The sequence below is a fragment of the uncultured Aquimarina sp. genome, from assembly GCF_947500065.1.
GTDB lineage: Bacteria > Bacteroidota > Bacteroidia > Flavobacteriales > Flavobacteriaceae > Aquimarina.
On record NZ_CANMQT010000001.1, the window covers coordinates 868,275 to 894,222 of the forward strand.

Genomic DNA, 25,948 nt, shown 5'->3' on the forward strand with positions numbered 1-25,948 from the left:
ACTATCTATTTAATTAGAGCAGGTTGTACCCATTTGAATTCAAAAACCTCTTCTGGAATTACCAACCGCTCACTAATACGTTGCATCCTCGCTGGTAATCTCATTACAAAATCACGTGCTTTTTCAGCTTCATCAGTAAGATCTACAAGTTTATCTATTTCCCACTTATCAATCAGACGCTGCATAATATCTATATAATCCTGCGCAGTATATACTCCTAATCGCTGTGCCGCATTAGAAAATTCTTCGAAAGCACTACCAATAGTATTTCCAGATTCTCTTAGAAAGACTGCTGGCATCACTATTTTATGTTTCATCATATCACTAAAGGCTACCATCATCTGACTTGGATCGACCTCGAAAATATTTTTCACAAACTCACTATATGCATTGAAATGACGCATTTCATCACCAGCTATAATTTTACACATTTTGGCAAGTGATTTATTCGAATATCCTTTAGCTAACTTCGCAACTCTACTATGAGAAATATTAGTTGCTAATTCCTGAAAACTAGTATATATGAAATTCTTATAAGGATCACGATCTGTTCCAATATCAAAACCGTCATTAATCAGATGCTGCGTAGTACGTTCTACTTCAATCATATTTACTCTTCCTGATAAATACAAGTACTTATTTAAAGTATCTCCATGTCGGTTTTCTTCACTAGTCCAATAACGAACCCATCTAGACCAGCCATTTCCTCCTTCACCTTCGTGTTGATTTACTCCCTCAACATCCATTAACCAAGATTCATAGGTTGGTAGTGCTTCTTCTGTAATAGTATCTCCAACTAGAACCACCCAGAAGTCATATGGAAGCTCCTTAGCTAATTCCCTCAATTCTTTAACCTCATCAAAGAAAGTATCATCATTCTGTGAATCAGGTAAAAAGTCAGTGGGTTGCCATACTTTATCAATTGGAATCAGAAATCTATCAATATAAGATTCAATTTTCTTTTCCAGTAATTGCATTACCTCTAATCTAATATTATCTATAGCCATGACTATTTAGTTTACGTTTTAATAGTAGAGATCACTCTCTTTTCTGTAATATCTAGTAATTCTTCTGTTTCTATACCGTTTCTTTCTATAGGTTCTTGCACTTCCAAAGTAAGATGTATTCCTACTCCCATTGGGAAATTTCCAAATCGCACCAATTTCCAACTATTATTTATAGTAACCGGAACCACTAAAGCTTCTGGAGCATTTTTAAGCAATATTTTAAGTCCTGTAGGTGCAAATTGCTTTGGTTTTCCATCTCTACTTCTTGTGCCTTCAGGATAAATTACTGCCGAAAACTTATTTTTAGCAATGAATTTTCCAAATTTAGAAATTTCAGGTATAGATTGTTTTGCATTCTTTCGATCAATTAATGCATGTCCTCCATTTCGTAAATTAAAAGATATACTTGGAATTCCCTTGCCTAATTCAATTTTTGAAATGAATTTTGGTTTATGAGTATGCAAATACCAAGATATAAGCGGGACATCAAACATACTTTGATGATTAGATACAATAATCAATGAACGATCTTTGGGTAACGTATAATTATTTTTAAAACTTATGGTTACTCCTAAAACATGCAAACAACGTAATAAACAAAGGTTCATAAGGTTAATCATACCTCTATGTCCTTTTGCTCCTCCTAATTTGACTCCTAGCCACTGTAATGGATGAAAAATCAACAGTGTTAGCCCAAAAAATAAATAGAAAACTATCGAAAGCGGATATGAAATTATCCTTTTTAAAGCCCCCATACCTTCTCTTAGCAATTAATAATTTTTTACTTGTGTTATTGTTGTGCAAGGTCTGATATTATTTTTAGTTAGCCAATTGTTTAGCCTATAAAATTACAACACCTAAGACATTAGGGAACAAATCTTAACACACAAATTAAACTAAAACAAAAACCGTCTGCGATTGCAGACGGTTTTAAATATATCATAAACGGGTAAGCTAATTCCTAACAATGCTCATTATAAGCATCCTTAAGATTTTCTGCTATCATATCTGCTGGTCTCCCTTCAATATGATGACGCTCTAGCATATGTACTAATTCTCCGTTCTTAAATAAAGCCATTGATGGAGAGGAAGGAGGAAATGGCACCATAAATCCACGTGCTTTATCCGTTGCTTCACGATCTACTCCTGCAAAAACTGTTACTAAGTTATCTGGTTTTTTATCATTTGCCAAAGAAGCTTTTGCTCCTGGTCTTGCGTTAGCCGCTGCACAACCACAAACTGAATTTACAACTACCAAAGTAGTTCCTTCTTTTTCTATAGCTGCTTCTACATCTGCTGCTGTTTGTAATTCATCAAAACCTATATTTGTTAGGTCCTCACGCATTGGCTTTACTAAATCTGCTGGATACATATTTCTTAACTATTTTTTATTTAAAACTTTCGTACAAAGATACAAATAATGTACCATATTCATATGACTGCCAAGTAGTCGTAAAAGATCTTCATTACTATCTAAGAAATTAATTTTCGGTAACGAAATTCATAATTGTGTTACTAATAAAATATACTCAGAATCGTGTAAATAATTCAATTATCTTTACACCCTCAAAATTGACTATGAATGATTAAATGGATTGCCGCTTTATTAGGAGGTGTATTTTTCAGATTCCCCGGTGCAATATTAGGTTTTATACTTGGCAGCTTATTAGATGCCACTAGAACCAAAGGAAGTGGTGGGTTTACGCAAGTATTCACTCAAGAAAAACAAGTAAGCCCTGGAGATTTTGAATTAAATTTACTCTCCCTTTCTTCCATCGTAATAAAGGCAGATGGTAGTGTTAACCAAACCGAATTAGATTATGTTCGTCAGTATTTTGTAAGCGCTTACGGAAAAGAACGTGCCAACGCCACTTTTAGAACGTTTAATGAGATTATTAAAAATAGAGAAATCTCTTCTCAACGTATTTGTATGTTTCTTACACAACGCACTCGATATGCGGCTCGGCTACAGATTCTTCATTTTTTGTTTGGAATAGCTAATGCAGATGGAAATGTAAGTGAAGCTGAAGCCTTAGAAATTCAAAAAATGGCTGGATTTATGCGTGTTAATTTTAGTGATTTTGAAAGCATCAAAGCAATGTTCTTCAAAACTGGAGATCATTCTTATAAAATCCTTGAAATAGAAAAAACTGCAACAGATGCCGAAGTTAAAAAGGCATACCGAACTATGGTCAAAAAGTATCATCCGGATAAAGTACAGCATATGGATCCAGTACATATTAAAGGAGCTGAAGAGAAGTTTAAGGAAGTACAAAAAGCATACGAGCAAATCCAAAAAGAACGTGGAATAGCATAGATAGTAGCCCATGTAAAAATAAAATCGTTATTTGTAGGTCCTTTGGTTTAATAATTGATGCTTAAACAATACATGAATAAGCTAATACTATTTATTTTAATTGGCCTATTATCCTTTTACCAATCCAATGGTCAAGATTTTGACAGCATAAACGCTATCGTGCATCTGTATCCCAAAAACTTTAAGACTACAAAAAAACTTGCAGATCAAATTTCGAAGGATTTTGATTCTGAATTAGATAAAGCCAAAGCGTTATATTCCTGGATAACAAAAAACATATCCTACGATTATAAAGAATCCGGAAAATACTATACTGATTATGCTAATTCTTATAAATCAGTAAGACATAATCCTTTCCCTAGTTTTCGTTCTACTAATTATATGGATTATGACAAAACAAAATCAGGATCCAAAAAACATTTAAAAACTGAGAAAAAATACAGGGAAAAAATTTCCAAACGAGTTATCTCAAATGGAGTTGCTGTTTGTGAAGGATACACGCAACTATTTAAGGAAGTATGTGATCATCTTAAAATAACTTGCTTTTATGTCTTAGGGAAAGCTAAAAATCAAATTAATCATATCGGAAAAGAATATCGAATTGATCACGCCTGGAATATTATTGAAATTGATTTCAAAAAATATTTAATCGATGCTACTTGGGGAAGCACCGGTTATTATGATATTGACACTAAAGAATTCATTGACGAACCTAATTATTTTTATTTCGGAACATCTCCTAAAGCATTTATAAAAGAGCACTATCCAGATTTTTATGAAAATAGTTTGCTACAAGAACAAATTAGTAAAAAAGCTTTTACTGATGCTCCACTATTCTATAATCATAAAAAATCTCAGGATTTTATTTTAATAACTCCTTCGGATGGAGTTATTAAGAAAGAAGATAATGCCATTCAGGAATTTGTTATATCATATGATCAACAGGTGTATTCTATTATATATTTGATAAATAACAAACAATACAGCTATCAAGGAAAAATAACCTATGACGATGGAAAAGTTGGATTTAAAATTGACTTAACTGACATTCCCAATGCCAAAGAACTTATTCTGATTATAAATGAAATCCCAATGGTGGGTTTTAAAATCAAATAGTGAAGATTCTATTAAAACAATCATTGTCTTTGTCATTTTTTTAGAGATTTATTATAACCAGAAATCTACATAATCTTTAGGCATATCCATATCCGGAAGCTCTGAGTCTGGATCTAATCCAATGATGGTTCCAGTAATACTTATAAGTTCTTTAAAAACCCTATGATATTCACGTATAGATGCTCTATGTTCTTCTGTTCCATCAGGCGCTGCTCGATATCTTTCTGCACAATATCCCAATTGAATTTGTAAGTCATCAATAATCTCCTGTCTCGACATAAAATACAATTTAGTTACTTATCAATTAATCATTGTTTTTTAGACATGCCTTCTGATTGTTCTTCCGCTGCACCATTATATTTGTGTCTTTATAGGGAGAAGTACTTAGATAATAACCATCCAGTTTTATTGAATTATGTTGTCACCTTCCCAAGTAATCTCATCATTCGGATCATTGTCTACAATATATTTACCAACACTTCTATGAAATAGTATGGTTGGTAAATGCTCTTGCAAACGAAATAATAGTGCTCCGTCTGCTTTCTCTGCATCTATGGCGAGTTCACAACGGTTCCAATATTTTGGACCATTTTCACGAAAAATAGATTTAGGAAAAGCGCCACAAGCAATTATATCTAAAAGGTTTACCGCAAAATAACCCTCCCATTCAGTTTCGTCTTTTTTACTTTTAATAATCACAGGATAGGTTTGCATTGATTCCACACCAGCTCCTTTAAGCAACTCAATAAACCTTCCAGACATTACAGGGATTTTACCCTTATTAAAATCAAGTATCGTATCCCCGGTTTTTGCATTGGTAGTAAAAACCATTGGAGTATCTACCGGCACTGTAATTTTAGTCCCCGACAAGAAATCTAATTCACTTGATATATCTTTAGGAGCATTCACCTTTATTTCTGAATCTAAGGAAGTATCTTCTTTCAATATAAAATACATGCTTTTATCTTCGAGATGCATTTTTTTTAATTTCTTGAAATACATAGTCAACGCTTGTGCCTTAGAGGAATATAACCGTTCTTGAATTATTCCTTCTTCGCCAATTGTGCCTGTTTCATAAGTGAATTCATGCTCGTCATCTTCAAAAGAAAATGTTCCTGTATTATAAAAGGCTTTTACGCTTAGTTTTTTAAAGGTGTTCGTCTCAGCATTCTCCGTATATTCTTCTAATTCTATGGTACTCTTATGGTCTTGATCTACTATAAACAGAAATAATTCATCTGTATGATACGCAGCAAAATCACTTTCGTTAAGGAAATCATCTTTGGTATATTTTCGTTCTAATGCATTTATGACAAATGGTAACATTTCATGAATATCATTTGCCAAGGCATACATACAAGCGATATTAAAATTCATGACCCCTTTTTCATGTCTGGATTCATCGATTTTACCAAAATAAGGACACAAGACTTCAATACCTTCCTTTAATTGATTACTGGCACAATAAGCCACAATAAGATTCGCTATAATATTATCTGATAATGCTCTTTCGGGATTAAAATTTGCCTTATGCTCTAGGAAAATATCAATAGTTTGCTGAGCCTTTCCTAGTCTAATCAGGCTCATAAAAAGAATATTTAAGGACTTATTATTAACTTCTAATAATAATGTACGCTCTGCATAATTAGCGGCTTTTGTATAATCTCTTCTAGAGAGATAATATGCCTGCGCCAAATTTAGATTAATCGTAAACTCATCAGAATATTCTGAAACAATCTCTTCCTCCATTTCCAGAAGCTGATCCCATTCCTGTTGAGAGGCGCATCTCATAAATTTAATTTTAAGAAGCTCTTTTTCGGGAGCTGTTGCCTGAGCCTCGGTCAATACATTAATCAATTCATCATTACCAGTTTGATGCGCAAGCATCAGAGGGTTTTTGCCATTCTCTGGCATCCCATTAACATCTGCCAAAGCATTTATAAGTAGTTTTGTGATCTCAATAGCTTCATTTTTTATTGAATGATGAAGTGGTCCTATTCCATTTTCCCTTCCTTCTATGGTAGCGCCAAGGTTAGGATTGGCTTTATGTTCTAAAAGTAATTTTACAAGATCAATATACTTTTGATTCTCGCCCTTTGCATAAGAACATACTCTTCTAAGAATAGTTTCCCCTGCAGAATCTCTATGATTTACATCTACTCCTTTTTTTAATAATGCTTCTAAAAGTATTTTGTTTTCAGATACAAAAAACAATAGATTTTTATTTGATTCTTTGTTTGTATAATTAACATCTATTATATCAGATTCGATACTTTCAAGTAATAAATCGGTATGTTCTTTTGGGTTCTGAAACAAGGCTTCTATGTTAAATTTGATTCCTTTGCTTTTAAATAATTTGATAATGGATAGATCTTTCTTTTCTAAGGTGTCTTCAAGTGCCTTTTCTATAAGGCGATCATCAAATTTTGCTCCTTGATTCAGCAGCTTTTTGATCTTTAAAGAATTAAGCTCTTCGATTGCTTTTAGTAATGCCTCTCTTTTCTGTTTATTTTCTTTTATATTCTCAACACCTTGAATTACATTGGTTGGAGCGGATTCTAATATTGCTTCTAATATACTATCGAAATAGTCCTCTTCTACATATCCTTCTTCTTCATATTCTATTTTATAAGCTTCCAGAACATCTAATAACTTTTGCTGAAGATTATTATCATTAGAATTATTGATTGCAGCCACAAAAAGATCATCCATGCAATCTCCTCCATCACTATTGAGCATATCACCAGAAGCTTGTTCTAATAATTTCAGTAATGCTTCTGACTCAAATTCTGGAAAGTAAGTATCAATTAATTCATCCTGATTAGTACTACTCCAAGATCGATGACCCGAATCGTAATATTCACAAGCTTCATAAAACTGATCTACTATGGCAAGTTGTGCCTCTAGATCTTTTCTTTTAATGATTTCTTCTACTACAAAAGCTGTAGCTTTAAAATTAAAGTATATGTTCTGCAATGTCATCTGAAAGACATATACCAATGACGAAGATGAAAGTTTATTTATATGTTTCTGAATATATTCGTCCAATATGGGAGTCGCACCCAATTCTTCATCTTTCATCGGTACCCCTAGAAATTGAACAAAAGGATGTTTATCTCCACTGTAATAAACATCTACGAGTGTCTTTAAGATAAGAAGTCTATTCTCAAACTCCTTTACATCTTCTGTTTTTAATTGTTCCAAGGCTATAGAAAAAACAGAAAATTCATCTGGTTGTTTATCTTCTTCATAGCCTTGCTCTAATGTAGCAAGAATAAGATTATCTGCTTCTTTCTGCGATGTTTCGATATCATCGAAATGCTTTATCTCAATTGTTGCTGTTTGTACCGATTCTCCATTTATGATAATACAAGTAGTCTTTTTTGTCGTGATAAGACAAAATTGGGTATTGTTATTTTTTTTAAGAACAAGGTATTTTTCTAAAAGATTCATTGATGTTTGTATTTTTATGAATGTCTCATGGAATAACATATCGACACCTCAAAAGTATTTTTTTATCCCTAAACTTTATTCACTGAAAACCGTGATAATTCAAATCTTAGAGTCTGTGAAGTAACAAAACCAGATAAATTCAATAAACCTTTCATTCTATTTTAAAACACGTTCCCAAATCATCTTTAAGAATTTTTTTATGGGCATGGTCGACATAATCCTAACATCTTCAATGAAAGATGTTTCTTCATCTAAAAACCTAAGAATTTTGATAGTTTTATTTCTCCTGAATAATCTTGAAAACAATGCAGCTCCATGTTGATTTTCTTTGGACAAAAGATCTAGAAGTAGCAGATCATAATACCAAAATTTGTTTCGCTTTTCGAATTTTGATAGGTCATTATTTTTCTTAAGAAACTTAACAAGCTTTCCTACCCTTTTGTCCGAATTATGAAATGTAAAACCAGTACTTGGTTTTGTCCATCCACCAGCAGTTCCTATATGAAGTATATTCTTAGAATTTTGCTTTCTGAACTCATAACAGGTCATTGGGATACAACCTTTTTCTTTTTCCGTAATTTGGTACTCTTTGATTCCTTTAGAATCTAAATATGCTTTAATTCCCTTTTCATATTCTGATTTAGAAAGAAGATCTTTAGAGAATAATGTATACTCAAACAAGGCTTCAGTTTCTGAAGTTGGTAAAAGATACATAAAGCGTGTATTCCCCAACTGATCAACTGTGAAATCCATAAAAGTGGCAGTTTCCTTTTCAAAAATCGGCGTTTCACTTTTTATGAACCAACCAATAAAATGTTGATTTAACAGTGGATACTTTTGCTGGGTTTTAAACTCCTTTGACAACAATACACTATTAAAAATTTTATCTCCAAGATATATTCTTTGATCTGTTTCTACTTCTACAATATCGCCTTCATCAACAAAGCCAATTAGATTTTCTTGTACGATAGTGATATTTGATTTTTCTTGTAAACGAGCAAAAATAAACTCATAAAAATCTTTACTTCGAATCAGTTTGTATTGATATGGAGAAATATCTATAGTGTCAGAAAAGCTCTGACTACCAAAAAAAATATGATTCCATTTTTTAGAAACTACAGTGTCCCAAACTCCCTTTCCTTCTTCCCAAAAACACCAGGTACGATCGTTTTTGTTTTTTATTTCTTTATCAATTAAGAGTATCTGTTTCTTATCAAAAAAAGGATCTATCACCATATGATATGCCAACATCAAACCTGATGCTCCTGTACCTGTAATGATATAATCATATTTCTGCATCTAAAAGAATAAAAATGTGGTAAAAAAGATAAATATAGCAATGAAAATATGAATCGATATGGTGTATTGCAAGGTTTTATACACTTTTTGAAATAAAAGATGTGCAATAAACGCAGTCACTATCCATCCAACATAGTTTTGCAATGGAACTACTCCATCCTTAAACTCCCAAAAATCAAACCTAGGTGCAGAAACCTCGATAATAACATCTAATGCAACCATCAAAACAGCTCCAATAAACGAGGAAATTATGACATTATGATGTATCTTTTTAGAAATTGCCGAAGTACAATAAACCAATAACCCCCAATTTACCCCTATTATCCATGGAACACCAAAGATTTTAATTCCCAAATTTTCACCATACTCATAATCACCAAAAATCAATCCATAATTCACTCCTAAATATTCTACGATCATCCCGATAAAAAAAGGAATTAATAATCCCAAAATCAGGAGTTGATTGATTTTAGAATTCCAAAGAATCAAAATCAGATATATCGATAAATTAATTGGTGTTAGCCCTAAGAACCAATCCTCATTCCCAATAAGAATACCGATGATTCCCGAAATATTGAATAACCAAATTACTATAATAGAAATGAGCAGCTTTCTTTCTGGACGCATATTTTAGGCTTTATAATCTTTCTCAATTAATTCAGAAACTATTTTCCCTGACAGCAAACATAATGGAATGCCACCACCTGGATGAACACTACCTCCACAGAAATAAAGATTCTCAATTCTTTTTGAAAAATTAGGGTGTCGCAAGAAAGCAGCGTATTTATTATTACTACTAGAACCATATAATGATCCTTGATAAGATTGTGTTTTACTTTCGATACTTCTGGGATCCAGAATTTCTTCTGTTTCGATCAATTCCTGGATATTAACATTCAATAATCGTGATAACTTGTCCACAATATTTTTTCGGGATTGATTTATTATTTCATCCCATTCTTGCCCTTCATTACCCGGTACATTGATCATAACAAACCAATTTTCACATCCTTCTGGAGCATCATTCGACTCATTTTTAGCTGTGATATTGACATAAATAGTTGGATCTGCAGAAACCTGTTTCTTTTCAAAAATATACCTGAATTCTTCTTCATAGTTTTTTGAGAAAAAGATGTTATGTAAATCCAGCTCCTGGAACTGTTTTTTGATTCCCCAATAAAAAATTAGGGCTGAACTTGATCTGAGCTGTTTTAAAGTTTTTTCTGGAGATTTTTGATCAGGTAGTAATTTTTGATATGTTGGAACCACATCCATATTTGATATTATGATGTCGGATGCTATATGATCACCATTCACTAAAACTCCAATTGCCTTTTTATTTGCTACTACTATTTTATCTACCTTCGATTCTAAATGAAAAGTAACACCAAGATCCAATGCTAATTGATACATACTTTTGGTAATACTATACATTCCACCTTTCGGAAAAAACGTTCCATAATATTGTTCTAAATGTGGAATCATTGACATAATACCTGGTGTGAGGTAAGGAGAAGAACCATTATATGTTGCAAATCGATCAAAAAACTGAACTAATTTTGGGTCCTTAAATTGTCTATAATTCAATTTATGTAAATTCGTATTAATCCCTAAACTACTAATTCGTGTAATAGCCTTTATGGTATCAAAGGATAGATATGTGGATAGCTTATGTAGGGATTTTTCCAGAAATAAGGAAGCTGTTAAATCATATTTGAGTTTGCTTCGTTTAAAATATTGAAGGATTTCAGTGCCTTTTACATCAAATACCTTCTCTGCCTCTTTTGCAAATTCTTTAGTATCCGCTAATGCGACAAATCGTGTTCCATCTTCATAGAAATAGTTGCAGACCTCTTCTTTTTTTGAATACTCAAAGTAATCTGAAACTTTCCTATTAGAAATAGCAAACAATTCTTCCACAAATTGCGGCATCGTAAACAATGAAGGTCCACAATCAAACCGATAACCTTTTTGACGAATTTCGGCTAATTTACCTCCGGGATAGGAATTAGCTTCATAAACAGTTACATCAAAATTTTGATTCCTTAAACGAATTGCAGTAGCTAACCCTGCAATACCAGATCCTATAATTATTACTTTCTTATTAGACATATTGTAGGCATAAAGATATTATGAAAAATCAGAAAGTGATCGTATTTTCTATAATTTGATATAGTTTTTTATCTATCTTTAATTTTAAATACATACAGATCTAGTAGTATTAAATAGATTTATCAATTTGAAAGATCAAAAAACCCAAATAAGAGCACTAAAACTATCCGACAAATCTCGATTAGCTAAACTTGCTAATAATGAGAATATCTGGAATAACTTAAGAGACTATATTCCTTTCCCTTACCACGAAAGTGATGCAGAATTCTTTATTAAACAAACAAAAACACAAGACCCGCAACAAAGTTTTGGTATCATATACAAAGATGAATTTTGTGGCGTGATCAGTTTAATAATCCAAAATGACATTTACCACAAATCTGCAGAAATAGGATATTGGATAGGTGAACCATTTTGGGGCCATGGAATTGCTACAAAAGCTGTAAAATTAATAACCGAATATGGTTTTGAAAAACTAAATTTAATCCGAATTTATGCAGGTGTATTCCAACATAATATCGCATCCATGAAAACACTAGAAAAAAATGGATATCGTAAAGAGGGTATATTTAAAAAAGCTATTATAAAGAAAGGTAGCATTCTGGATGAACATAGGTATTTTATAATCAACAAAAACCAAGAATAAAACAAACACTTAATGATAATGAAACAATTCATCTACTTGCTTTTAGTTTTTAGCCCTTTTTTTATAACGGCTCAAAATACTACAAAAAAGGCTAAAACTCCACAAATAGTTACTAAGCTTAAAATAGGCAAGACAATTAATTTTGAAACTAAAAGCATACAATTCATAAAAGTAATTGAAGATTCTCGTTGCCCAACTTATGTTACATGTATATGGGAAGGACAAGCAAAAGTCTTAATTGGAATATATGAGAATGATACTCTTTTAGAAGAAAAACTAATCATTATCGGAGCAAAAGGGATTACTAGCAATAATCCAAAGGAACTACTAAAATCTGGAGATAAAACTATTCATGGATATAATTTAAGTCCGCACCCATTAAATGAAGAAAAAATAGATCCTGCTAACTATTATCTAGAGTTGCTAGTTAAATAAATGTTACTAAAACAATGAATCTTTCTTTATTTAGTTTCTTTGCCAAATGATTTCTAACAAAGCCAAAGCTCATATTGCATTGTTAAGTGTTAATATGATCTACGGAGCAAATTATCTTATTGCCAAAGGATTAATGCCTGACAAAATAGGTGCTTCGGCTTTAGTTTTCCTTAGAATTAGCGGAGCTGGGCTTTTATTCTTTATTCTAAAGTTTTTTATTAAAGAGCGTGTGCAGAAAGAAGATATTCCAAGATTAGTTCTTTGTGGACTTTTGGGAGTTGCCACGAATCAATTCTTTTCTATGAATGGGCTGAGTTTAACCTCTCCAGTAGATGCGGCAATTATTGTTACTGCAATGCCAATATTTACGGTAATTATTAGTTATTTTTTATTAAAAGAACCACTAACATTACCACGAATTTTTGGTATCTGTATTGGTGGTAGCGGCGCTGTTTTGTTGATTTATTTAGGAAATTCCGGTTTGGGAACAGGGTCTTTACTAGGAAATATATTTATTGGTATTAATGCATTGGCATTTGCTTTCTACTTGGTTCTTGTAAAACCACTAATGGCAAAATATAAGCCGATCACCGTTATTATATGGACTTTCTTCTTTGGTTTTATCTTTATGTTTCCTTTTTGTATTGGACAATTATTGGAAACTGATTTTGGCTCTTATGAAACTTCTAATTGGATTTCTTTATTTTATGTGATTATTGGACCTACGTTCTTGGCATATCTACTTAACATGTTTGCTTTGCAATTTGTAAAGCCCACAGTTTCCAGCAGCTATATTTATGTCCAGCCTGCTGTGGCAATGTTATTGGTCGCCGGGATTGCTTATTTTATTGCTAATAGTCAATATAAAGGAGATATTACTGTTTCAAAACTACTATGCTGCGTTTTAATTTTTATTGGAGTGTACTTGATTAGTAGTAACGGTTCTCTAAAGTGGGCACGAAAAAAATAGATTACCTTTTTAAAAGATGTTTAATGAATAAACTTATTGGCATCACTATTCCAATAGCTAAAATTGCATATAAAATCCCTAGGTTTAGTATAAAATATAATAGAGCAAACGTACTCAATAATAACAGAAGAAATAATAATCCCCCTTTTAGGTCAGAAACAAACTGTTTTTTATTTGATTTATAATCAAACCAATATGCTATTAAAATAATTACAGTAGTCATTATCCAACTATTTTAGTGACAACCACAACCTCCTTTACCACAAGAGCTAGGTAGTTTTTTGTCTGTAGAAGAAACTTGAGGTTTCCAAAAGAATTTTTTAATCAAAAAACCCACTGCAATTCCAAATATGACAAGTACTAATATGTTTTGGACAAGAATATTCATATATGTTTAGTCGAATAAAGATACTAAAATTAATTTCGATTATTTTAAAATTTGATATGCAATAAGAGCTACTCCATATGCCAAGATACTCATAAATATAAGTTGGGTCATTGGCCATCTCCAACTATTAGTTTCTCTTTTTACAATAGCCAAAGTACTCATACATTGCATAGCAAAAGCATAAAACAGTAATAATGAAATTCCACTGGCTAAATTAAATAAGGGTCCTCCTGTAACTGGATTCACCTCTGCAGCCATTCTATTTTTAATAGTTTCCTCTTCATCACTACCTACACTATAGATTGTTGCTAATGTTCCCACAAAAACTTCTCTTGCTGCAAATGAACTGATAAGACCAATCCCTATTTTCCAGTCATATCCTAATGGAGCTACAACAGGTTCAATAGCTTTACCAGCGTATCCGATAAAAGAGTATTCTAATTTATGTGAAGCTATTTTTTGGTCCAATTCTTCCTGCGAAAGGTCGCTATATTTCTCTGCGACAATCTCTTCTGCATTCGTAAAGTTTTCATTAGGCCCAAAACTTGCTAAAACCCATAAAACTATTGAAATTGCTAAAATTATTTTTCCTGCTCCAAAAACAAATGCTTTTGTCTTTTCTACCACATTAATCGCCACATTTTTAAATAGTGGTATTTTATAACCAGGCATCTCAATAACAAAATACGTTTTGCTTTTAATCTTAAGGATTTTATTAAGTAACCAAGCAGATCCAACAGCTGTACCAAATCCTATAAAATACAACAACATTAATGTAAGGCTTTGATAACTGAATATCCAACCAATCTTTTTATCAGGTATTACTAAAGCAATAATTATTAGATATACTGGTAGCCTAGCAGCGCAGGTTGTAAATGGTACCACCAATATTGTGATAAGGCGTTCTTTCCAATTTTCAATATTTCGGGTAGCCATTACAGCCGGAATTGCACAAGCCGTTCCAGAAACTAAGGGAACTACACTCTTTCCGCTTAATCCAAACCGTCTCATTACTCTGTCCATCAGAAAAACAACACGACTCATGTATCCACTTTCTTCTAGAATAGAAATAAAAAGGAATAAAAATGCTATCTGAGGTATAAAAATCACGATCCCTCCTAATCCAGGTATGATACCTTCTGTAATTAAATCTACAAATGGTCCTGACGGTAAAATTGATTTAGTTGCTTCGCTTAACCAAGCAAAACCTTCATCTATTAAATCCATTGGATACGATGACCAATCATAAATTGCCTGAAAAATCAACAATAATATAGCGAAAAATATAAAATAACCCCAAAATTTATGGGTTAACACTCTATCTAATCTTGCTCGCGTTCCTGTGGCTGCCTGTTCATCAACTATCAATCCTTTCTTAAGAACTTCATTAATAAATTGATACCTTTTGATCGCCTCCTTTTGCTGGAATCTCTTTAGCTCACTTTCTGATTTAATCTCAAAATCTGGGGCTACTGAAGGCTTCTTTTTATCAACTTTTCTAAAGTTCACATCTTGAGTAATCACTAACCAAAGCTTATAAAGAGATTGATTAGGAAATGCCTTTTTAAGCCTTTCAAAATATTCCGGAGCAAATGTCAATGAATCAACACAAGGTTTGGTTGGTAGTGATGTGTAGGAAAGAATTAATTTTTTCAGTTCATCAATACCCTGATTTTTCCTTGCACTTACCAAAGCTATTTTGGTATTCAATTCTCTCTCTAGTAAAGGAATATTTAATGAAATCCCCTTTCTATTCATACGATCTGCCATATTAATGACTAAAATCGTAGGAATCTCTAAATCCTTAATCTGAGTAAAAAGTAACAGGTTTCTTTTAAGATTCTCTACATCACTCACCACAACCGCTACATCAGGAAAATCTTTATCTTTTTTATTAAGTAAAATTTCAATGACTACATTTTCGTCTAATGAAGATGCATTAAGACTATAGGTTCCTGGCAAATCCAATATATGAGCTTTTACACCACGTGGCAGCTTACAAACCCCTTCTTTTTTTTCTACCGTAATTCCGGGATAGTTACCAACCTGTTGGTTTAGTCCAGTTAACAAATTAAAAACAGATGTTTTACCTGTATTTGGGTTTCCGATAAGTGAAACTTTAATTTGCTTGGCCATAAAAAGTAATCCTATTAAATAATTTCAATCTCAATTTGTGAAGCAATTTCTTTACGAATAGCGAGGTAACTTCCATTGATAGTAAGGTACATAGGACACTGAAATGGCGCTGTTTGTAATAACTGCACTTCATTCCCAGGCAGACACCCCATTTCTAATAACTTAAGTGGAATAATATCTGAAGTAATTTCTTTTATCAAAGCACGCTGACCTCGTTTGAGATTTGCAATAGTTATTTTCAAATCTTTATTTAGATTAATTTTAAACAAGGCAAAAATAGTGGAAAAATATGTACTGAAAAAACTATCCTCTCGAAAAACATATAACAACAAGTTAAAAAAACAGCCTTTACTTTTTCCACTCAGGTATGATATGTATCAAATATAACAGTTTATCACCCTATTCATAATAGGGTAAACAACCCAAAATCAGTCCAGAATCTTTGAATTTCAAAATTTTAGGATATTCATCAATACTTCGGCCTGTAATTTCACCTCATCTAAATTTAGAAAAAGGCGGAAACCGAAAAGCCTTAGAACAGAGTAAGTATATAATAACTCATAAAACCATACAATGATGAAAAATTTAAGAAACCTATTATTTAGGGCCATGACTATTTGCTTGATTATTACAATATCATCTTGCGAAAAAAAAGATATTGAACAAGGAAATCTCTCTTTGTTAGAGGATAACAAACTAAATAAAATTGAAAAATACGATGAGTATACTATTGAAAAACCAGAAAAGGATGGTGTCCATTTGGTTGGAAAAAACGAACGAACAGGTAGTGTCTTATCTATACGTATTCGAAGAGGGAAAGTTATTGGCTTTCAGATTCTAAAAAAGGATCAAAACCTCACGATATTTGATAAGTTAGTAATACCTACTTCACAAAATTTACCGCCTTGGAAACCTATTTCTTGCCCTGATGGTTGGGATGGAAAACTGATTTGTTATACAAATAAAGATGGCATCCCTGTTTCTTATTTTCGATGTACTCCAACATCATTTACCATTGGTCTAGAGCCTAAGTGGTAAAATAAATCTTATCATTCTAAATTAATTAAAACCTTACAATAATGAAAAAATTTAAAATTAGCATTTGGATGTATTCCTTTGCAATACTTCTATTTGCATGTGAAAAAACCGATTTCGATGAATCAAAAAGCAATAGCCCTGAACAGTTATCAAAAATTTCAGATACAGAAGCTAAGATTACCTTAGCCAATGGAAACATAGTTCGTTTTCATAAAATTGATGATGGAGAACTTCAGGGAACTTTTATCATGGAAGAAAGTGATTGTAATGAATGTTCTATATTAAATAATATTACGGAAATAGCAGGACGAGAATTATCGGACCAAGAAGCCTTTTGGGCACTTTCACAACCAGGTACTAAAGTTCCATCTTTTCTAGAAAGAAAAAAAGAAGATATTTCCTCTAAAAAAAATGAATTGCAACAACAAGGATGGGCAAGAGAAATTGCTTCGGATTTTCCTATAACGGATGAAGGGATTCCTACTCGCGTAATTGCTTGTAAAAATCAGGACTTTACTAGTTCTATAGCTTATGGATTTTTAGGGACTCCAGAATTTATAGCATTAGACAAAACTCCTGACAATTACTTTGGTTTTGTTAACGATTGTGCTAGTGTTCCAGGTTCTTATTGTAACAAAGGACCTAGATATAAACTTCATGCCGTAATGAGTGGTATTAAGAAGTGGAAAGGTAAAATTTGTAGCAAAGCTGTTCAGAATCGAAACAATGATCACATTGCCTCCAATACATCCGGAGGATTCTGTCAAAGCCCTCCTTGTGATGCTTATAAGGGTCCCGAATTATATTTTGAGTACTATGCTAGTGGAAAATGGAAATCTATGAAAAATCCAAACGGATTATATCCAGAAGGTTTTGAAGTTCCTGCTAATACAACCAAAGTGTATACATACTCCTGGAATACAAAAACGAATACCTCTTTTCGTCTGCGTGTGAAGAATGCAATGGGTAAAGATCAATTTGATTTTATGATGGATCGAGAAGATGTAGTCATTGATGATGGGAATGATGGGGATGGAGGAGGAAATGGTGATGAAACACCAAATCCTGATGATTTTCCTCAATTACCGGATTATGTTGATCTTTCATACGGAACTCTCGGAATGCAGAATTACAGGATAGAAGTAGATTTTACCAATATTATTGACAACAAACCTACTATAAAACTTCCTGTTCAATTCTTGCCTGTACTTCCGGAATATGATGGAGAAGTAATTTTTCCAAATAACTTCTGCGGAATCAGGGTTATCAAAGCATCACGCTTTATTTGGTTAGATAATGGCGGACAAGTAGTAGATACTCATCCATATAACTATGTTCCGGAAAACACTTCTATTCAAGCGCTATTTGGTGACACTCCTTATCTTGGTGGAATCGAATTAACAGGTGCGATTGGAGCGTGTTCTGAAGCAAATGAAAATTGGATGTTCCCATTTCCATTAACTCAAACAGAAACTGTAATGAATCAACCTCTTAAATTGGTTATAGAACTAGAACAGAATTCTGAAATTGAGTTTTTGAATTATAATATTAAACCTCAGGAACCTTTAGACGTAGATGAACTTTTTGAGGAAGTAGATTTCAACGAACTTATTGAATTCTTTAACGAAACATTTTATGAAGGATTTGAAAACTGGATTGATGCCGTATGTGCAGAAAACCCAGGGGATTGTCCACTTCAAGATTAATAGATATTATATCCATTTATATATGCTGTCACATCTAACACCTGGATGTTATATGTGGCAGTTTTATTTTTCTAGCTTCAACACTTCAATATCTTCTAGCAAGCGATCTATCTCTTCTTCTTTTGTCCCATCATAGAAACCACGAATACGTTTCTTTTTGTCAACTAAGACAAAGTTTTCTGTATGGATCATATCATAAGGACCTCCATCACCATCTGTTTTAGCAACCAGATAGGATTTTCTTGCTAAATCATAAATATGCTTTTTATTACCAGTGACTAAATTCCATTTCGTATCATCCACGCCTTTTTCAACAGCATATTTTTTTAATTGCGGTACATTATCGGTCTCAGGAATAACAGTATGTGATAATAATAAAACCTCTTGGTCATTTTTTAACTCTTCCTGAATTTTTTTCATATTCCCTGTCATTATTGGGCAAATAGTTTGACAAGTTGTGAAGAAAAAATCTGCAACATAAATCTTATTTTCATAATCAGTCTGAGTTATCTCTTTACCATTCTGATTTAATAAACTAAAATTGTTTATTTTATGGTATTTTCTAACGTGCTGCACTGTACTGTCAACCAATTCTATATTCACCATATCTGGCTCATAAATTTGAAGAATTCGCTTTGGTTTTAAAATAGAATAAATAATAGAAATGATAATCGCTGATAGTATAAATAAAACTATGGCAAAGAATTTGTACTTAGCAAAGAATCGAAGCATACTTACATTTTAGAGTTGCAAAATTACGAGGATTATCTTTTACAGAATTACTGTTTTCGCTAAAAAAATATTAAAACCTTAATCTGTATACTAGATTTCTTTCATAAACTACTCTAAAAGGTTACTTTTGCGTGATTTAATTTTGAAATAAGACCATATGAGTCCATTTTTTATAAAAGCAATTCAGCTGTTGTTGAGTTTATCTTTCCTTATCGTTCTTCATGAATTAGGACATTTTATTCCAGCTAAGTTATTTAAAACCCGAGTAGAAAAATTCTATCTATTTTTTGATGTAAAATATTCACTATTTAAGAAAAAAATAGGCGATACAGTATATGGTATCGGATGGTTACCCTTAGGTGGTTATGTGAAAATTTCCGGAATGATCGATGAGAGCATGGATAAGGAACAAATGGCTGGTCCTCCACAACCTTGGGAGTTTAGATCTAAACCCGCTTGGCAGCGCTTGATTATTATGGTTGGTGGTGTAACTGTTAATATTATTCTAGGAGTCTTAATATATATCTGCATTATTTTTACGTGGGGTCAAAATTACTCAAAAGGTAATGACATTAAGTATGGTTTTGGAGTCACCAAAACCTTAGAAAATTATGGGTTCCAGCAAGGCGATAAACTTATTACTGTAAATGGAGAAGAAATGTTCGATGACATGGACATTGGGAGATACTTGATGGTCCGTGAGGTAAAGTCCGTTACTGTTAAACATCCTAATGGAGAAACTCAAACAATTCAACTTCCTGAAGATATTGGTTCAGAGATTTTTAAATCTGGCCAAACAAATGCAATTACATTTCGCTATCCATTTAAGTTAGATTCTATAACTGAGGGTGGACCAGCGGAAAAAGCAGGGCTTTTAAAAACTGACAAAATTCTGAAAATCGGTGGTATGCCAATAAATTACCAAACGGATTTTGCTTATGCTCTTAATAATCATCGAAAAAATGATAGTACCGCTGTTATAACCTATGAAAGAAACGGAATTGCAAAAGAACTTGATTTGGTTCTTGACAAGGACAAAAAGATTGGTGTAATAATGGTCTCTACTGATAAAGAAGCTCTAAAATTAAATAATGTTGATTATAGTTTCGGAGCTAGTATTTCAGAAGGTCTCAATTTTGGATATTGGACACTGCACGATTATATAGCTCAGTTTAAATATGTATTTACCAAAGAAGGAGCTACGCAAGTAGGAGGCTTTGGAGCCATTGGTAATTTATTCCCTCCTGTATGGGATTGGGCTGCTTTTTGGAGTACTACAGCATTTATCTCTATTATTTTAGCCTTTATGAATATATTACCGATTCCTGCACTAGATGGTGGACACGTAATGTTTTTATTGTATGAAATTATTGCAGGTAGAAAACCTAACGATAAATTCATGGAGTATGCTCAACTAGTTGGTTTCATTATTCTTATTGCATTGTTACTTTTCGCAAATGGTAATGATATTTATAGAGCAATTTCAAAATATTTTTAAAAAAATGAAAAAAACTTTTCGAGTATCAAAAAATAATATATATTTGCACTCGCAAAAGAGAAAAACTTTCTATATTTGCAAACATAAATTCCTCCTTAGCTCAGTTGGTTAGAGCATCTGACTGTTAATCAGAGGGTCCTTAGTTCGAGCCTAAGAGGAGGAGCAAAATTAAGTCTTAACTTACTAAAGTTAAGACTTTTTTGTTTTTCACAATCTTTATATGGCTTATTCTTCTCCTTTCCAAACCTACTAGAAGGGCATCTTACATAGCTATGCTTTATAGTTATCCTTACCAGTTACATCATAAATAGAATCATTTCGTTTCTTCAATAGCCATTCATTTTAACGCTAATTGTATGATAATTATAGAAATAAAAGCTAAATTTATGTCATATAGGGGTTTTTGAACCCTGTATATTATCCGACAAATAGTCTTTTAAAACCTATAATAACACACATTATCATTTATGTTTTCAATGTATAAATGATATTAAATCTTCTTATCCAATGGAAACAATCACTAAACAACCACAGGTAAAAAACTATATAGATGGTCAGTTCGATAGAAATGGCCAAAACTCAATGGATATTATAAGTCCCCTTGACGGAACTGTCATCTCTACACTTCCATTATCCACAGGTCAAGATGTTGATAAAGCCGTAAAGGCTGCAAAAAAAGCATTTCCTGCCTGGTCATCTATGACCTTTAAAGAAAGAGTGCAAATCTTTTTTAGATATCGATCTCTACTGGAGAAAAACATGGATGAATTAACCAATTTAGTACGCATCGAAAATGGTAAAACCTATGGAGAAGCTAAAGCTGAAGTAGAAAAAAGTATGGAGTTATGTGAGTTTGCTGTATCCATACCACAAATCATTGTCAATGAAGTACAAGAAGTTAGTAAAGGAGTAGAATGTAGGATAGAGCGTAAACCATTAGGAGTGGTTGCATCTATAACACCATTTAACTTCCCTAATATGGTTCCTCATTGGACAGTGCCTAATGCATTAGTACTTGGCAACACCATGGTTATGAAACCATCAGAATTAGTTCCATTAAGTACAGTTCGAATGGCAGAACTACTAAAAGAAGCTGGTTTACCCGATGGAGTGTTTAATATTATCAATGGTGGAAAAGAAGTTGTAGAGTCCATTTGTGATCATCCGGACATTGAAGCAGTATCCTTTGTAGGTTCTACAAAGGTTGCTAAAATCGTATATAAAAGAGCCACCTCTAACCTAAAACGATGCGTGGCTTTGGGCGGTGCAAAAAATCATTTGTTGGTTTTTCCAGATGCCAATCCAGAAATGACAGCGTCTAATGTTGTAGCTTCTATGGTAGGTTGCGCAGGTCAACGTTGTATGGCTGCATCAGTTATGGTTGGTGTAGACAAAGTGCAACATATAATTGATAAAATGGTAATCGAAGCTAAAAACATAGTTCCTGGCGAAAATTTAGGCTCCGTAATCAGTGCCGAAGCTAAAAAACGTATCGAAGCATATATTTCAGAAGCAGAAGCCGATGGTGCTACCATATTAGTAGATGGCAGAAACACCGCTGTTAAAGGAAAAGAAGGAGGTTATTATGTGGGTCCTACAATTATCGATCATGTAACAACGGATATGTCAGTGGCCAGAGAAGAAATTTTTGGTCCTGTAATATCAATTGTAAGAGCTAAAGATTTAGATGAAGCCATTGAGATCGAAAACGGATCGAATTATGGTAATGCGGCAGCTGTATTCACACAAAGTGGTGGATTAGCAAAACAGGTAATGGAACGTGCTAGTGCCGGAATGATTGGTGTTAATATTGGAGTACCTGTACCTCGTGAGCCTTTTTCTTTTGGTGGATGGAATGAATCAAAATTTGGAGTAGGTGATATTACAGGACGCAGTTCCATTGAGTTTTGGACACAAAATAAAAAAACTACTGTTAAATGGAATCCAGAAGCTCGAACCAATTGGATGAGTTAATATTATTCTGGAATCGATATCCATTTAAAGACACAAAAAAATTCTGTTCTACTAAAATTAAACTATCTGAATGAGCGACCAACAAATTGTAAAAAACAATCTTGACTACACCTTGTTTTCCTGGGCTAAACAAGGAAATCTAAATCCTATAAATGCATCCCATGCTAAAGGTTCATATTTCTATGATAGAGAAGGCAAAAAATATCTTGATTTTTCCTCTCAATTGATGAATGTAAATATCGGTCATGGCGATCAACGTATCACTGAAGCAGTAACAAAGCAGATGAAAGAAGTTAGTTACGTTTATCCTGGAATGGCTACCGATGTGCGCGGAGAATTAGGAAAAAAGATAGCAGAAATCACTCCAGGCAACCTTACTAAAACTTTTTTCACCCTTGGCGGAGCCGAAGCTATTGAAAATGGTATCAAACTAGCTAGAATGTACACAGGTCGACACAAAATTATCACACATTACAGGGCATATCATGGTGCTACCTATGGAGCAATTTCTGCTGGTGGAGACCCTAGAAGGTTTCCGGTAGATAGTCAGGCAATGCCTAATGTGGTTCATGTCGAAAATCCTTACGCCTATCGGTGCCCATGGAATTCGAGTTCAATCGAAGAATGTGGCGAACTTGCGCTAGCACATTTAGAACGGGTAATCCAATTCCAAAACCCTGATAGTGTAGCTGCGATACTATTCGAAGGAGAATCAGGTTCATCTGGATGTATTAAATATCCACCGATGTATTTAAAGAAAGTTCGAAAGATTTGTGATGCATATGGTATCTTATTAATTGTAGACGAAGTAATGAGTGGTTTTGGCAGAACCGGAAAAATGTTCGGTATAGATCACCATAACGTCACTCCTGATATCATGTGTTTGGCAAAAGGCCTAACATCAGGTTATTTGCCATTAGGAGGTACTGTAGTTACAGATACTATTGCTAACTATTTTAACGATCATCCAATGATTATCGGTCTAACATATTCTGCGCATCCTACTTTATGCGCTGCTGCATTAGAGAACATTCGGATTATTGAAGAAGAGCAGCTAGTCGAAAGAGCTAGTAAAATGGGAGCTTATATTGAAGCAGAAATCGAAAAGCTAAAAACTAAACATCCATCGATTGGAGATTTTAGAAATACAGGATTATTAGGTTGTGTAGAATTGGTTAAAAATCGAAAAACTAAGGAACCCATTACTCCCTGGAATGCAAAACCAGATCAAATGGAAGTAACCAACAAAATGGCTGCTAAAATTAGAGAATTAGGCATGTTCACTTTCGTACGATGGAATTGGATTTTTATTGCACCACCTTTAAATGTAAGTAAAGAAGAAGTTGATGAAGGGTTAAAAATCGTTTCACAAGCAATTGCGATTGCTGATCAATATTGTAATTAATTTATGAGCAAGGATATAGTTGAATTACAAGAAGACGTCTCTCAATCACCTTTATATAGTGAAGATTTAGCACCTGTTTCGGCCAACAAAAGAACTTGGAGCAAATGGCATTTGGCTGCTATTTGGGTAGGCATGGCGGTTTGTATACCTACCTATTTATTGGCATCTTATATGATCAAAACCGGTTTAAATTGGTACGAAGCACTAATCATTATAGGACTTGCAAACCTGATTATTACTATTCCAATGGTACTTAATGGTCATGCAGGAGTAAAATACGGTATTCCATTTCCTGTCATAGGTCGTGCTGCTTTTGGTACTAAAGGTGTACATCTTGCTTCTGTAGCAAGAGGTATTATTGCCTGTGGATGGTTTGGAGTGCAGACTTGGATTGGCGGATTAGCTATATATGCTATTTTTCATGCAGTAATGGGAACGCAAGCTGAATTAGGTTTGTCTATCGGAAAATTTGTCGGGTTTGGAGTTTTCTGGTTTATTAATATCTATTTTATTTGGAAAGGAACTGAGAGTATTAAATGGCTGGAAACCTATTCTGCACCTATTTTAGTGCTCATCGGATTAGCTTTGATTTATTGGAGTTATGCTGAAGCTGGTGGTGTTTCTATTGTATTAGATCAAAGTCAACAACTAGAACAAACAGCCGCTACCATCACCCAAAAAGATAAGAAACTATATCTTAATTTAAAATCACTAAGGGACAAAGAAGGAAATCTAAAAGTAGACGAATACAAGATCATTTCTGATGAAAAAAGCAGTTGGATATCTTTTATCGAACAACCTATAGCAATAACAGATCAGAAAAAAATTGAAGATATCATTTCTGGCAAAGAAAAAGTGCAACTTCAATTTAGAAATACCGAAAGAAAAACTCCTGTAGTATCAAGTGTAGTAACAGCAATAACTGTATCTCCAGGCACTAAGAAATCAGGAAACAAATTATGGAGTTATCTACTTTGGTTAACAGCAATGGTTGGTTTTTGGGCAACTATGTCAATAAGTATAGCAGATATAACACGTTTTGCCGCTACTCAAAAAGATCAGATTGTAGGTCAGTTTGTTGGTCTTCCATTGACAATGATGTTATATTCCTTTGTTGGGATATTTGTTACCTGTGCCGCTATCATTAATTTCAAAGACATATTAATCGCTAACGATGCGCCTTGGGATCCAGTTTCTCTTATTTCTAAGTTTAAAAGTCCTACAGTGGTTATCGTTGCCCAAGTTTTTATGCTCATCGCCACTTTGAGCACCAATATTGCGGCAAACGTTATTGCTCCTTCCAATGCTTTTTCCAATCTATGGCCTAAAAAAATAAGTTTTAGAGTTGGTGGTATTATCACCGGAATTATCGGAATCTTAATAGCTCCCTGGTGGCTACTTAATGAAATTTCTGGGTTTTTAATTTTTGTCAGTGGACTACTTGGCCCTGTTCTGGGGATCCTGATAGCTGATTATTATTTGATTAGAAAAAAGAAATTAGAACTCCCTGAACTATACAAAGAAGAAGGTATTTATTCTTATGGAAAGTCTGGATATAATAAAGCGGCTATGATCGCTCTCTTAGTTGGTGTGTTTTTAGCATTAATTGGATATTGGGTACCTCAACTTAAATTCTTGTACTCTCTTTCGTGGTTTACTGGTTTTATAATCTCGTTTGTATTGTATTATATATTAATGAAGAAAAAACAGAATTAA

At 33.3% G+C, this 25,948-nt stretch carries 23 protein-coding genes and 1 tRNA gene; 12 read left to right on the plus strand and 12 right to left on the minus strand.

From position 1 onward, the window contains the following. Positions 1 to 5: 5 nt before the first annotated feature. The 3 genes from Q0975_RS03875 to Q0975_RS03885 all read right to left on the minus strand — a co-directional run bounded on the left by Q0975_RS03875 (position 6) and on the right by Q0975_RS03885 (position 2,379). Positions 6 to 1,007, minus strand: coding sequence for an acyl-ACP desaturase (locus Q0975_RS03875; protein ID WP_299433344.1), 1,002 nt, complete (start codon positions 1,005 to 1,007; stop codon positions 6 to 8). Positions 1,008 to 1,018: 11 nt separating this feature from the next. Next, on the minus strand, positions 1,019 to 1,777 hold the full coding sequence (locus tag Q0975_RS03880; RefSeq protein ID WP_299433347.1) for a lysophospholipid acyltransferase family protein: 759 nt from the start codon (positions 1,775 to 1,777) through the stop codon (positions 1,019 to 1,021). Between the two features lie 191 nt (positions 1,778 to 1,968). Continuing rightward, positions 1,969 to 2,379: a BrxA/BrxB family bacilliredoxin gene (locus tag Q0975_RS03885; protein WP_299433350.1), complete on the minus strand. Its 411-nt coding sequence runs from the start codon at positions 2,377 to 2,379 to the stop codon at positions 1,969 to 1,971. A gap of 210 nt (positions 2,380 to 2,589) precedes the next feature. Between Q0975_RS03885 and Q0975_RS03890 the strand changes: the two genes are divergently transcribed. Together Q0975_RS03890 and Q0975_RS03895 are read left to right on the plus strand one after the other, a co-directional pair. Continuing rightward, positions 2,590 to 3,324: a TerB family tellurite resistance protein gene (locus Q0975_RS03890; RefSeq protein WP_299433353.1), complete on the plus strand. Its 735-nt coding sequence runs from the start codon at positions 2,590 to 2,592 to the stop codon at positions 3,322 to 3,324. Positions 3,325 to 3,396: 72 nt separating this feature from the next. Continuing rightward, positions 3,397 to 4,440 carry a transglutaminase-like domain-containing protein gene (locus Q0975_RS03895; protein WP_299433356.1) on the plus strand — a complete coding sequence of 348 codons (1,044 nt, stop codon included), beginning with the start codon at positions 3,397 to 3,399 and terminating at the stop codon, positions 4,438 to 4,440. 51 nt (positions 4,441 to 4,491) lie between these two features. Here Q0975_RS03895 and Q0975_RS03900 read toward each other — a convergent pair whose 3' ends face one another. The 5 genes from Q0975_RS03900 to crtD all read right to left on the minus strand — a co-directional run bounded on the left by Q0975_RS03900 (position 4,492) and on the right by crtD (position 11,304). Then, on the minus strand, positions 4,492 to 4,719 hold the full coding sequence (locus Q0975_RS03900; RefSeq protein ID WP_299433359.1) for a hypothetical protein: 228 nt from the start codon (positions 4,717 to 4,719) through the stop codon (positions 4,492 to 4,494). Between the two features lie 126 nt (positions 4,720 to 4,845). Then, positions 4,846 to 7,893: an ankyrin repeat domain-containing protein gene (locus Q0975_RS03905; protein ID WP_299433362.1), complete on the minus strand. Its 3,048-nt coding sequence runs from the start codon at positions 7,891 to 7,893 to the stop codon at positions 4,846 to 4,848. Positions 7,894 to 8,049: 156 nt separating this feature from the next. Then, positions 8,050 to 9,192: a lycopene cyclase family protein gene (locus Q0975_RS03910; RefSeq protein ID WP_299433365.1), complete on the minus strand. Its 1,143-nt coding sequence runs from the start codon at positions 9,190 to 9,192 to the stop codon at positions 8,050 to 8,052. After that, positions 9,193 to 9,819: a carotenoid biosynthesis protein gene (locus tag Q0975_RS03915; protein ID WP_299433367.1), complete on the minus strand. Its 627-nt coding sequence runs from the start codon at positions 9,817 to 9,819 to the stop codon at positions 9,193 to 9,195. 3 nt (positions 9,820 to 9,822) lie between these two features. Next, positions 9,823 to 11,304 (minus strand): 1-hydroxycarotenoid 3,4-desaturase CrtD, encoded by a 1,482-nt coding sequence (crtD, locus tag Q0975_RS03920; RefSeq protein WP_299433370.1) that lies wholly within the window; start codon positions 11,302 to 11,304, stop codon positions 9,823 to 9,825. 127 nt (positions 11,305 to 11,431) lie between these two features. Here crtD and Q0975_RS03925 point away from each other — a divergent pair, with 127 nt between their 5' ends. From Q0975_RS03925 to Q0975_RS03935, 3 genes are read left to right on the plus strand one after another with little or no spacing between them, the layout of a single operon-like run. Then, positions 11,432 to 11,950 carry a GNAT family protein gene (locus Q0975_RS03925; RefSeq protein ID WP_299433373.1) on the plus strand — a complete coding sequence of 173 codons (519 nt, stop codon included), beginning with the start codon at positions 11,432 to 11,434 and terminating at the stop codon, positions 11,948 to 11,950. Between the two features lie 18 nt (positions 11,951 to 11,968). Continuing rightward, complete coding sequence (locus Q0975_RS03930; RefSeq protein ID WP_299433376.1) at positions 11,969 to 12,385, plus strand: hypothetical protein; 417 nt, start codon at positions 11,969 to 11,971, stop codon at positions 12,383 to 12,385. 46 nt (positions 12,386 to 12,431) lie between these two features. Continuing rightward, on the plus strand, positions 12,432 to 13,355 hold the full coding sequence (locus tag Q0975_RS03935; RefSeq protein ID WP_299433379.1) for a DMT family transporter: 924 nt from the start codon (positions 12,432 to 12,434) through the stop codon (positions 13,353 to 13,355). Between the two features lie 235 nt (positions 13,356 to 13,590). On the opposite strand, the gene Q0975_RS03940 is transcribed toward Q0975_RS03935, so the two are convergent. The 3 genes from Q0975_RS03940 to Q0975_RS03950 are packed head-to-tail and all read right to left on the minus strand — an operon-like array spanning position 13,591 to position 16,121. Then, on the minus strand, positions 13,591 to 13,743 hold the full coding sequence (locus tag Q0975_RS03940; RefSeq protein ID WP_299433382.1) for a hypothetical protein: 153 nt from the start codon (positions 13,741 to 13,743) through the stop codon (positions 13,591 to 13,593). 39 nt (positions 13,744 to 13,782) lie between these two features. Next, the gene (feoB, locus tag Q0975_RS03945) at positions 13,783 to 15,879 is read right to left on the minus strand and encodes a ferrous iron transport protein B (protein ID WP_299433385.1); all 2,097 of its coding nucleotides are present in this window, start codon (positions 15,877 to 15,879) and stop codon (positions 13,783 to 13,785) included. A 14-nt stretch (positions 15,880 to 15,893) separates the two neighbouring features. After that, on the minus strand, positions 15,894 to 16,121 hold the full coding sequence (locus tag Q0975_RS03950; protein ID WP_299433388.1) for a FeoA family protein: 228 nt from the start codon (positions 16,119 to 16,121) through the stop codon (positions 15,894 to 15,896). Positions 16,122 to 16,455: 334 nt separating this feature from the next. Between Q0975_RS03950 and Q0975_RS03955 the strand changes: the two genes are divergently transcribed. Continuing rightward, positions 16,456 to 16,917, plus strand: coding sequence for a hypothetical protein (locus Q0975_RS03955; protein ID WP_299433391.1), 462 nt, complete (start codon positions 16,456 to 16,458; stop codon positions 16,915 to 16,917). A gap of 41 nt (positions 16,918 to 16,958) precedes the next feature. After that, positions 16,959 to 18,623, plus strand: a complete 1,665-nt coding sequence (locus tag Q0975_RS03960) for a hypothetical protein (protein ID WP_299433394.1) — start codon at positions 16,959 to 16,961, stop codon at positions 18,621 to 18,623. Between the two features lie 63 nt (positions 18,624 to 18,686). On the opposite strand, the gene Q0975_RS03965 is transcribed toward Q0975_RS03960, so the two are convergent. Beyond that, entirely contained in the window at positions 18,687 to 19,355 is a 669-nt protein-coding gene (locus tag Q0975_RS03965) for an SCO family protein (protein WP_299433397.1), read from the minus strand. Positions 19,356 to 19,512: 157 nt separating this feature from the next. On the opposite strand from Q0975_RS03965, the gene rseP reads away from it, so the two are divergent. The 5 genes from rseP (at position 19,513) to Q0975_RS03990 (ending at position 25,948) form a co-directional block, all read left to right on the plus strand. Next, complete coding sequence (gene rseP / locus Q0975_RS03970) at positions 19,513 to 20,853, plus strand: RIP metalloprotease RseP (protein WP_299433400.1); 1,341 nt, start codon at positions 19,513 to 19,515, stop codon at positions 20,851 to 20,853. 89 nt (positions 20,854 to 20,942) lie between these two features. Next, a tRNA-Asn gene (locus Q0975_RS03975) sits at positions 20,943 to 21,016 on the plus strand. A gap of 344 nt (positions 21,017 to 21,360) precedes the next feature. Next, positions 21,361 to 22,827 (plus strand): CoA-acylating methylmalonate-semialdehyde dehydrogenase, encoded by a 1,467-nt coding sequence (locus Q0975_RS03980; RefSeq protein WP_299433403.1) that lies wholly within the window; start codon positions 21,361 to 21,363, stop codon positions 22,825 to 22,827. A 70-nt stretch (positions 22,828 to 22,897) separates the two neighbouring features. Continuing rightward, on the plus strand, positions 22,898 to 24,232 hold the full coding sequence (locus Q0975_RS03985) for an aminotransferase class III-fold pyridoxal phosphate-dependent enzyme (RefSeq protein ID WP_299433406.1): 1,335 nt from the start codon (positions 22,898 to 22,900) through the stop codon (positions 24,230 to 24,232). Positions 24,233 to 24,235: 3 nt separating this feature from the next. Further along, complete coding sequence (locus Q0975_RS03990) at positions 24,236 to 25,948, plus strand: NCS1 family nucleobase:cation symporter-1 (RefSeq protein WP_299433409.1); 1,713 nt, start codon at positions 24,236 to 24,238, stop codon at positions 25,946 to 25,948.

Coding starts and splice junctions, on each gene's coding strand:
- Q0975_RS03875 (WP_299433344.1), bottom strand. CDS start 1,007: ATGGCTATAGATAATATTAGATTAGAGGTAATGCAATTACTGGAAAAG.
- Q0975_RS03885 (WP_299433350.1), bottom strand. CDS start 2,379: ATGTATCCAGCAGATTTAGTAAAGCCAATGCGTGAGGACCTAACAAAT.
- Q0975_RS03890 (WP_299433353.1), top strand. CDS start 2,590: ATGATTAAATGGATTGCCGCTTTATTAGGAGGTGTATTTTTCAGATTC.
- Q0975_RS03895 (WP_299433356.1), top strand. CDS start 3,397: ATGAATAAGCTAATACTATTTATTTTAATTGGCCTATTATCCTTTTAC.
- Q0975_RS03900 (WP_299433359.1), bottom strand. CDS start 4,719: ATGTCGAGACAGGAGATTATTGATGACTTACAAATTCAATTGGGATAT.
- Q0975_RS03905 (WP_299433362.1), bottom strand. CDS start 7,893: ATGAATCTTTTAGAAAAATACCTTGTTCTTAAAAAAAATAACAATACC.
- Q0975_RS03910 (WP_299433365.1), bottom strand. CDS start 9,192: ATGCAGAAATATGATTATATCATTACAGGTACAGGAGCATCAGGTTTG.
- Q0975_RS03915 (WP_299433367.1), bottom strand. CDS start 9,819: ATGCGTCCAGAAAGAAAGCTGCTCATTTCTATTATAGTAATTTGGTTA.
- crtD (WP_299433370.1), bottom strand. CDS start 11,304: ATGTCTAATAAGAAAGTAATAATTATAGGATCTGGTATTGCAGGGTTA.
- Q0975_RS03930 (WP_299433376.1), top strand. CDS start 11,969: ATGAAACAATTCATCTACTTGCTTTTAGTTTTTAGCCCTTTTTTTATA.
- Q0975_RS03935 (WP_299433379.1), top strand. CDS start 12,432: ATGATTTCTAACAAAGCCAAAGCTCATATTGCATTGTTAAGTGTTAAT.
- Q0975_RS03940 (WP_299433382.1), bottom strand. CDS start 13,743: ATGAATATTCTTGTCCAAAACATATTAGTACTTGTCATATTTGGAATT.
- feoB (WP_299433385.1), bottom strand. CDS start 15,879: ATGGCCAAGCAAATTAAAGTTTCACTTATCGGAAACCCAAATACAGGT.
- Q0975_RS03955 (WP_299433391.1), top strand. CDS start 16,456: ATGAAAAATTTAAGAAACCTATTATTTAGGGCCATGACTATTTGCTTG.
- Q0975_RS03960 (WP_299433394.1), top strand. CDS start 16,959: ATGAAAAAATTTAAAATTAGCATTTGGATGTATTCCTTTGCAATACTT.
- Q0975_RS03965 (WP_299433397.1), bottom strand. CDS start 19,355: ATGCTTCGATTCTTTGCTAAGTACAAATTCTTTGCCATAGTTTTATTT.
- rseP (WP_299433400.1), top strand. CDS start 19,513: ATGAGTCCATTTTTTATAAAAGCAATTCAGCTGTTGTTGAGTTTATCT.
- Q0975_RS03980 (WP_299433403.1), top strand. CDS start 21,361: ATGGAAACAATCACTAAACAACCACAGGTAAAAAACTATATAGATGGT.
- Q0975_RS03985 (WP_299433406.1), top strand. CDS start 22,898: ATGAGCGACCAACAAATTGTAAAAAACAATCTTGACTACACCTTGTTT.
- Q0975_RS03990 (WP_299433409.1), top strand. CDS start 24,236: ATGAGCAAGGATATAGTTGAATTACAAGAAGACGTCTCTCAATCACCT.